General features: G+C 73.6%; 9 protein-coding genes. All 9 read left to right on the forward strand.

What is annotated here, in order from left to right; genetic code table 11:
• The coding region (gene sctC, locus ABNT58_RS09015; protein ID WP_348753157.1) for a type III secretion system outer membrane ring subunit SctC at nucleotides 1–1,173 on the forward strand (1,173 nt) is incomplete at its 5' end.
• Between the two features lie 2 nt (nucleotides 1,174–1,175).
• The gene (locus ABNT58_RS09020) at nucleotides 1,176–2,357 is read left to right on the forward strand and encodes a hypothetical protein (protein WP_348753158.1); all 1,182 of its coding nucleotides are present in this window, start codon (nucleotides 1,176–1,178) and stop codon (nucleotides 2,355–2,357) included.
• Nucleotides 2,358–2,398: 41 nt separating this feature from the next.
• Nucleotides 2,399–2,704 carry a hypothetical protein gene (locus ABNT58_RS09025; RefSeq protein ID WP_348753159.1) on the forward strand — a complete coding sequence of 102 codons (306 nt, stop codon included), beginning with the start codon at nucleotides 2,399–2,401 and terminating at the stop codon, nucleotides 2,702–2,704.
• An 11-nt stretch (nucleotides 2,705–2,715) separates the two neighbouring features.
• The gene (locus ABNT58_RS09030) at nucleotides 2,716–3,141 is read left to right on the forward strand and encodes a hypothetical protein (protein ID WP_348753160.1); all 426 of its coding nucleotides are present in this window, start codon (nucleotides 2,716–2,718) and stop codon (nucleotides 3,139–3,141) included.
• A gap of 42 nt (nucleotides 3,142–3,183) precedes the next feature.
• Nucleotides 3,184–4,020 carry a type III secretion inner membrane ring lipoprotein SctJ gene (gene sctJ, locus ABNT58_RS09035; protein ID WP_348753161.1) on the forward strand — a complete coding sequence of 279 codons (837 nt, stop codon included), beginning with the start codon at nucleotides 3,184–3,186 and terminating at the stop codon, nucleotides 4,018–4,020.
• A gap of 5 nt (nucleotides 4,021–4,025) precedes the next feature.
• Entirely contained in the window at nucleotides 4,026–4,544 is a 519-nt protein-coding gene (locus ABNT58_RS09040; RefSeq protein WP_348753162.1) for a hypothetical protein, read from the forward strand.
• Nucleotides 4,541–5,182 (forward strand): FliH/SctL family protein, encoded by a 642-nt coding sequence (locus ABNT58_RS09045; RefSeq protein ID WP_348753163.1) that lies wholly within the window; start codon nucleotides 4,541–4,543, stop codon nucleotides 5,180–5,182. The genes ABNT58_RS09040 and ABNT58_RS09045 overlap by 4 nt, the downstream gene beginning before the upstream one ends.
• Nucleotides 5,179–6,531 carry a FliI/YscN family ATPase gene (locus tag ABNT58_RS09050; protein ID WP_348753164.1) on the forward strand — a complete coding sequence of 451 codons (1,353 nt, stop codon included), beginning with the start codon at nucleotides 5,179–5,181 and terminating at the stop codon, nucleotides 6,529–6,531. The genes ABNT58_RS09045 and ABNT58_RS09050 overlap by 4 nt, the downstream gene beginning before the upstream one ends.
• Before the next feature lie 13 nt (nucleotides 6,532–6,544).
• Nucleotides 6,545–7,039: a hypothetical protein gene (locus ABNT58_RS09055; RefSeq protein ID WP_348753165.1), complete on the forward strand. Its 495-nt coding sequence runs from the start codon at nucleotides 6,545–6,547 to the stop codon at nucleotides 7,037–7,039.
• Nucleotides 7,040–7,202: the final 163 nt, after the last annotated feature.

Raw genomic sequence — 7,202 nt, forward strand, 5'->3', positions numbered from 1 at the left:
ACCCTGGGCGGCGCGCAGGCCGATGCGGCCATGGCCTCGGGCCCGGTGCTGGCCGCGGCCTATGGCGCGGCGGGTGCGGGCATGGGTGCTTATGGTGGCGCTGCACCCGGTGCCCAGCCCAATGCTGCCGGCGGATCGGCCTTGCCGCCGCTGGTGCCGCAGGCCTTGTCGCTGGCCGATGGCGTGATGGTGCGGGTGGAAGCCGATGCCCGGCTCAATGCCGTGATCGTGCGCGATGCACCCGACCGGCTGACCCAGTACGAGCAGCTGATCGCCGCGCTGGACATCGAGCCGCAGACGCTGGAGATCGAAGCCACCATCATCGACGTCAACACCGAGCGCTTGAAGGAGCTGGGCATCAACTGGCGCTATTCGCGCGGCCGCAGCTCGCTGCTGTTCGGCCGTGGCGATGCCAGCGACCGCGGCCTGGCACCGGGCACCGCGCCGGCCGACATCACGCCCATCGGCCGTGGCGGCTTTGTCTCGGCCGTGCTGGGCGATGCGCGCGAGTTCATCGCCCGCGTCAACCTGCTGGAAGACCAGGGCGCGGCCAAGGTGGTGTCCAGCCCGCAGGTGCTCACGCTGTCGAACGTGGAAGCGGTGTTCGACAACAGCAGCACCTTCTATGTGCGGGTGGCAGGGCGTGAAGACGTGGACCTTTTCAACGTCTCGGCCGGCACCACGCTGCGCGTGACGCCGCATGTGTTCAAGGACAACGGCGAGGTGCGCATCAAGATGCTGGTCTCGATCGAGGACGGCGCCTTGTCCAGCACCCGCGTGGTCGACACGCTGCCGGTGGTCGAGCGGTCGGCCGTCAACACCCAGGCGCTGATCTTCGAAGGCGAAAGCCTGCTGCTGGGCGGCATCACCCGTGAGTCGAGCAACGACGGCGTGACCAAGGTGCCCGGCCTGGGCGACGTGCCGGTGCTGGGCCACCTGTTCCGCAACACCAGCCAGGGCAGCAGCCGGGTCGAGCGCATGTTCCTGATCTCGCCGCGGCTGTCGGCCGGCCGGCAGGCGAGGGCGGCGGTGCCGCCGGCGACGTCGGCGCCCGCAACCGCGCCTGCCGTGCCGGCCCCGCCCGTTCCGGCGCCACCCGCCGTGCCCGCCCCGGTGGTCCCCGGCGCGCTGCCGCCGGCCCAGCCGCTGCCCGCCACACCTGCCAACCGCTGACCATGCAAGCGCCCGTCGATCACGATCTGCCAACGGCTGATGCAGCCGCCCCCGGCCTGCAACTGCAGGTGCTGGCCGGCCCGCAGCAAGGCGCCCGCGCTGCGGTGCCGCAGGGCTTGCCCTTCACCCTGGGTGGCAGCGCCGATTGCGACATCGTGCTGCGCGGCCTGGCCGGCCTGCCGCTGGCCGTGCGGCTGTGCCTGCAGCCGCAGGCCTTGCGCGTGGAGGTGCTGCAAGGGCAGCTGCAGGTGGCCGGCCAGTCGCTGGTCGCGGGTCAGCAGACACATTGCGCGCCCGATGCCGAACTGGTGCTGGGGCCGGTGCGCATCGGCCTGGTGGCGGCGATGGCAACCGAGGGTGGCGCCGACCACGGCAGCACCACAGGCACATCCATCGCGCCAGACGCGCCCGCCACCGCCGATGCGCCATTGGACGCGCCCGCCCGCCTGCCCGCCACCGCCCCGGCCCGGTCCCGCTGGTGGGCCGGCCGCCGCGGCTGGCAGGCCCTGGTGGCTGGCGGTGGCGCGCTGGCCGCGGTGTCGGTGGGCATGCTGGCTTCGGCTTATACCCAGCCGGTATCAGCGCCCGCGCGTGAGCCGCTGGCCCAGCAGGCGCAGGCCACGCTGCAGGCGGCCGGCCTGGGCCAGCTGCGGGTGCGGCCGGATGCCGAAGGCAGCGGCCTGCTGGTCACCGGCTACCTCGACACCGGCGCCCAGCGTGCACAGGCCGAGCAGTTGCTGGCCGCGCAGCCCTTGCCGGCGCGCTGGCAGGTGCATGTCAACCAGCAGGTGGCCGATGCGGTGGCCGACGTCTACCGCATCAACGGCGTGCCGGCCCGCGCCCGCGCGGTGGGCGAGGGCGCCGTGGCCGTGACCACGCACGAGGCCGATGCCAGCCGCTTGGACCGGGTGCGCGATGCCGCGCGCCGCGACGTGCCCGGCCTGGCCGCCATCGAGGCCCGCAATGAGCCGCCGCCGGCACCGCCCGGCCCGATGCCGGTGGTGGACGACCCGGGCAAGCGGCTCGCGTCCATCGTGCCCGGTGAGCCGCCCTACGTGGTGACTGCCGACGGCACCCGCTACTTCGAAGGTGCGCTGCTGCCCACGGGGCACCGCATCGCAGGCATCGAGCGGCACCGCGTGCTGCTGGATCGGGACGGCGCCGTCACGCCGCTCGTGTTCTGACAACCCGCCCGCTTCAGCGGGCACATGCAGGAGAGCAAGCAATGAGCAATTCCATCGATCCCATGGGCATGGTGGCCCTGGCCCCGCTGAGCACCAGTACCGGCAGCGGCAAGTCGCGCGAAGGCAGCTGGTACGAAGCCATGGCCACCGCCTGGGGCCAGACGCTGGACCGCAAGGCCGCCGACCTGGAATCCATCTCGGGCCGCATCATCGAAGGCGACGACAAGCCCGCCACCGTGACGATGCTGAGCACGCAGGCCATGCAGATGGGCTTTCTGTCCACCAGCTCGCACTCGACCATCACCTCGGCCGGTGAAGCGCTCAAGACCATGGCGCAGAAGAACTGACGGGGCGGGTGATGCTGAACGCTTCCCTCGTTCCCTTGCCCGGCATGGAGGCCGCCGGCATGGCCGGGGCCACGCCTGCCTTGCGGGCGGGCTACGGCGTCTCGCTGGGCGACATGGGCGCCTTTGCGCAGGCCATGAGCCGGGCGCAGGGCGCGGCCGCGGGCACGCCTGTCACGGTGCAGCCGGCGCCCCACACCCAGGCGCCGGGCCGCGGCATGCAGGCCCTCTTCAAGCCGCTGGAAGCCATCAATGCCCAGGCCACGGGCCTGCAGCAGGCGGCCAACACCGCGGTGGCCGGCGGCCAGCCGATGTCGCCCGGCCAGATGGTGCAGCTCACCGTGCGTTGCCATGAGTTCATGTTCCATTGCCAGCTGATGTCGAACGCGGCCAACCGCACCTCCGACGGGCTGCAGCAACTGTTCCGCCAACAGGCCTGAGCGCCAACGGCCCGCGCAGGAGTTCCTTCGATGCCTCATCCCATGCCTTCATTCCCCCGTCGCGCGGCCTGGGCCTGCGCGCTGGCCGGCGCCTTGCTGGCCGGCTGCGGCGAGCAGGAGCTGTACGGCGGCCTGAGCGAGCGGCAGGCCAACGAGATGGTGTCGGTGCTGCGCCAGGCCGGCATCGAAGCCGACAAGGCCGGGCGCGAGGCCGGCAGCTTCGCCGTCACCGCGCCCAAGGACAGCTTTGCGCGCGCCATTGCCACGCTCAACGCCAGCGGCTACCCGCGCGACGGCTTCGACAGCCTGGGCCAGGTGTTCAAGAAGGAGGGCTTCGTCTCTTCGCCGCTGGAAGAGCGGGCGCGCCTGAACTATGCGCTGTCGCAGGAAATTGCCAACACCTTGCACAGCATCGACGGCGTGGTGGTGGCGCGGGTGCATCTGGCCGTGCCCGAGAAAGACCCGCTGGCCGACAAGCCGCCGCCGGCTTCGGCCTCGGTCTTCATCAAGCACCGGCCGCAGGTGGACATGAGTGGCCGGCTCGGGCAGATCAAGGCACTGGTGGTGAACTCCATTGAAGGCCTGCCCTACGACAACGTGACGGTGGCGCTGTTCCCGGCCGAACCCGGGCCGGTGCGCGCCGCGCCGGCCGAGGGCCTGGCCGGCTGGCTGGGCGATGGCCGGGCCTGGGCAGCCCTGGCCGGCGCGTTGGGCGGCGTGGCGCTGCTCAGCGGCGCGGTGGGCTGGTGGGTGTGGCACCGGCCGCGGCCCGGCACCGGGCTGGCGATGCCGGCCACGCCGGGTGTAGTCGCCCAGCCCGAAACGGCGGCCGTCATCGTGCCCGCAGCCGACACCCCCACGCTGCGCCGCGCGGCCTGAAGCCCATGAACCCCGCCCTGCTGGAAACCGCCACCACCACCCGCGCCCGCCGCGCGGCCGCCGCCCGTGCGCTGGCCGATGCGCCGCGCCGCGCACAGCTGGGCTGGGCCGACCTCTCGGTCTGGCCGGCCTGGGCCGACCAGCCCGAGGCGGCGCGCCAGGCCTGGCTGCTGCAGGTCGGCGCCTGGGCCCAGGCACCCGCGCTGCGCCAGTGCATCGACGGTCGCGTGCTGCAGCAGCTGGCCGTGCTCATCGGTGCGCAAGCGGCGGCCCGCCTGCTGCAGGCCGGTGACGAGCCTTCGGCCAATGCGTCCGCCATCGGCCGCCAACCCACCGCCGCCACGCTGCCCGCGCTGGTGGCCGAGGCAGGCCGCGAAGCCGCGCTGGCCGCCGTGCCTTCGCCGGTGCTGCGGCTGGTGCTGCGCGAAGCCTTCTGGCCCGACACGCTGGCGCCGCTGCCCGCCATCGACACCGCCACGGCCCTGGCCGCCGTGGCTGCGGCCTCGGAGCCACTGCCCGCATGACTGCGCCACCCTTCATCGCCGTGCACCGCAGCGCGCTGGGCAGCCTGAGCATGGGCCAGGCCTGGTTGTCGGCCGAGGAGCTGACGGCCTGCCACAGCGCCACCGCGCTGCTGGCGCGGCTGGAGGCCCTGGCCACCCGGCGCGAGGCCGAGCTGCAGGCCGCCCGTGACACCGCCCACGCCGAGGGGTGGGGCGCTGGCCACGCCGAAGCGCTGCGCCAGGCCGGCCCGCAACTGGTCCAGGCCTGGCAGCAGGCGGCGGACGACGCGGCGCTGCAGGCCGCCGACCTGCGCCAGGCCGCGGTGGCGCTGGCGTTGCAGATCGTCGAGCGCATCGCCGCCGATCTGGCGCCGGCACAGGTGGTGGCCGCGCTGGCCCGCCGCGCCGCCGAGGCGCTGGCGCCCGAGCAGCCGGCCGTGCTGCGCCTGCATCCCGAGGTGGCGCACGCCTTGTCGGCCCAGCCCGCGCTGGCAGCGCCGGCCGCCGCGCAGCGCCTGCAGCTGCGGCCTGACCCCACGCTGGCGCCGACAGACTGCGTGTTCGATACGCCCGCCGGCCAGTTGATCGCCAGCCTGCAGCACCAGCTGCAGCGCCTGGGCCAGCAGCTGCAGGCCGCCGCGGCGCAGGAGACCGCATGATCGACGACCTGTCTAGACAAGTGAAGCCGCCGCCCGCCAGCGCGCTGCTGGGTCCGGCCGTGTGGCAGGCGCTGCAGCAGGGCCGGCCGCTGGGCCAGCGTGGCCGGGTGGTGCAGGCCTTCGGCACCACGCTGCGCGTCAGCGGCCTGCAGGCCCGCATCGGCCAGCAATGCCTGGTGTGGGACGCGCGCGGCGCCCGGCTGCAAGCCGAAGTGGTGGGCTTGTCGCATGGCGAAGCCATCCTGGTGCCGCTGGGCGGGCTGGACGATGTGGCCGCCGACGCCTGGGTGGAAGTGGTGTCCGATGCACCCGCCGTGCCCTGCGGCAGCGCGCTGCTGGGCCGGGTGCTGGACGCTTTCGGCCAGCCGCTGGACGGCCGGCCGCTGCCGGCGCAGGGGCTGAGCTGGCGCCCGGTGCAGGCGGCTGCGCCCAACCCGCTGCAGCGGTTGCCGGTGCAGCAGGTGTTCGCCACCGGCGTCAAGGCCATCGATGCCGCGCTCAGCATCGGCGAAGGCCAGCGCGTGGGCGTGTTCGCCACCGCCGGCGGCGGCAAGAGCACGCTGCTGGGCATGCTGGCCCGCCAGGCCGAGAGCGACGTCAACGTGGTGGCGCTGATCGGCGAGCGCGGCCGCGAAGTGCGCGAGTTTCTCGACGACAGCCTGGGCGCCGCCGGCCTGGCCCGCTCAGTGGTGGTGGTGGCCACGTCGGAGCGCCCGGCGATGGAGCGCCTGCGGGCGGCCCAGGCCGCCACCGCGATCGCCGAGGGCTTTCGTGCCCAGGGCGCGCGGGTGATGCTGCTGATGGACTCGGTCACCCGCTATGCCCGCGCGCTGCGCGAGATCGGCCTGTCGGTGGGCGAGCCGCCGGTGCGCCGGGGCTTTCCGCCTTCGGTGTTCGCCGAGCTGCCGCGCCTCTTCGAGCGTGCGGGCAACGATGCCCATGGCTCGATGACCGCCTTCTACACCGTGCTGGCCGAAGACGAGGACGGCAGCGACCCGGTGGCCGAAGAAGTGCGCTCCATCCTCGACGGCCACATCGTGCTGTCGCGCACGCTGGCGCAGGCCGGCCACTACCCGGCCATCGACGTGCCGGCCAGCGCCAGCCGCGTATTCAACCGCGTGGCCGCCCCCGACCACCAGGCTGCGGCGCTGCGCCTGCGCGCGCTGATGGCCAAGGAAGCCGAGATCCGCCTGCTGCTGCAGGTGGGCGAATACCAGCGCGGCGCCGATGCGCTGGCTGACGAGGCCATCGCCCGCTGGCCCGACATCCAGGCGCTGCTGCGCCAGCGGCCCGACGAGGCCGCGGCATGGGAAGCCACGCTGCAGCAGCTGCAACAGGCCGTGGCCTGAACCGGAGCACATGATGAACACACCCGCCCACGACCTGCACGACCTGACCCAGCTGCAGCGCCTGCGCGAGCTGCGCGAGGCCGCAGCCCGCCGCGCCTGCGCCGAGCTGCGCCGCGCCCGCGACGAAGCCGTGGTGGCCATCGCCCAGCGCCAGCAGGCCATTCACCTGCTGCGGCGCGACATCGCCGCCCAGGCCCGCCACCTGGTGGGCGAGGGCGCCATCGCGCTGCCGCAGCTGAGAGGCATGGCTGCTGCCCACCGCGAATGGCTGGACGACCGGCTGGAGCGGGCCGAGTACGCCTTGATCGACGACGAAGACGCGCTGGAAGCCGCTGAGGCCCGGCTGGCCGAAGCCGAGGCCGCGCTGCGCCGCTGCAGCGCCCAATGCCAGGCCGTGCAGGACCTGCGCACCGACGCCAGGCGCCGGCTGCTGCGGCTGCAGGACCAGCAGCTGGAACGCGAGCTGGAACCGCAGCGCCGCCATCCGCTCACCGGAGCCTGGGCATGAGGACGAACGAACGCATGACCCAGCGTGTGCCCGCGCCGGCACCGCAGGAGGCGCGTCGGCCCGCTGATACCGAACGTGCATCACCGCGCCAGGGCCCCGGCAATGAGGCGCAGCGCCGCTTTCAGCAGGCGATGCGGCGGGCGGAGCAGGGTGCGACGGACGA

Origin of the sequence: uncultured Aquincola sp., from assembly GCF_964001545.1 — a bacterium.
In the GTDB taxonomy this organism is placed as follows: Bacteria; Pseudomonadota; Gammaproteobacteria; order Burkholderiales; family Burkholderiaceae_C; genus Aquincola.